The sequence below is a fragment of the Thomasclavelia sp. genome, from assembly GCF_047249845.1.
Taxonomy (GTDB): Bacteria; Bacillota_I; Bacilli_A; order Erysipelotrichales; family Coprobacillaceae; genus Thomasclavelia.
The window spans coordinates 1,203-1,977 of sequence record NZ_JBKTWO010000151.1; the positions used below are offsets into that span (position 1 = coordinate 1,203).

1 pseudogene is annotated in these 775 nt (G+C 27.6%); it reads left to right on the forward strand.

Annotated elements, in window-relative coordinates:
* A pseudogene (locus ACLR9T_RS14200) lies at positions 1-775 on the forward strand (hypothetical protein); the annotation flags it as partial.

Genomic DNA, 775 nt, shown 5'->3' on the forward strand with positions numbered 1-775 from the left:
GCTAAAAACAGAAAGTCTAAAGACAGCTGCAGATGCTAAAAATACAGCAACAAATAAAGATACAATACAACCTGATGCAACAGCTGAAATAGCAGAAGTTCTACTAGGAACAAGTAAAGTAGATCTTGCATCATTCTCATTTGATGGTGAAAATGCTAATAAAATTGTAATGAATTCAAAATATGATAATTATGATTTCCAAGTACAATACTCTTTAGATGGCGGAAATACATGGATAGCAACTTTAAATCATGTTATAACATTAACAAAAAAGCAAGTTAAAAGTATTAATTCAAAAGATGACATAAAGGTAAAAATTAGTGGATCAAGTCAAATATTTACTATAGATATTACAAATGGAGAAACAGTAGATGATCTAACATTAAATATGAATGATGATGAAAATATTTTTATTGGTAAAACGGATTATTTAGAATATAGTTCAAATGATGGTATTTCGTGGAATGATTATAACAATCAAAGATTTGAAACAAAAGAAAAAATTAAAGTAAGATATAAATCTCATGGTACAACTTTAAATGGAGAAATCAGAGAATATCATTTTACTAAAAATGATGATAAGACATTAGAATACGTTTATGTAGAAAATATTAATTATATTCAATCTGGTTCATTCCAAGGTGGATTTGCTCCTGAAAACATGATTGATGGAAGTCCATTCACTTCATGGCATACTAAATGGGGTGAAGTAGCACAAGATAAAACATATGTGATAAGCTTTAATAAAGCTAAATACCTATCACAAATATCATAT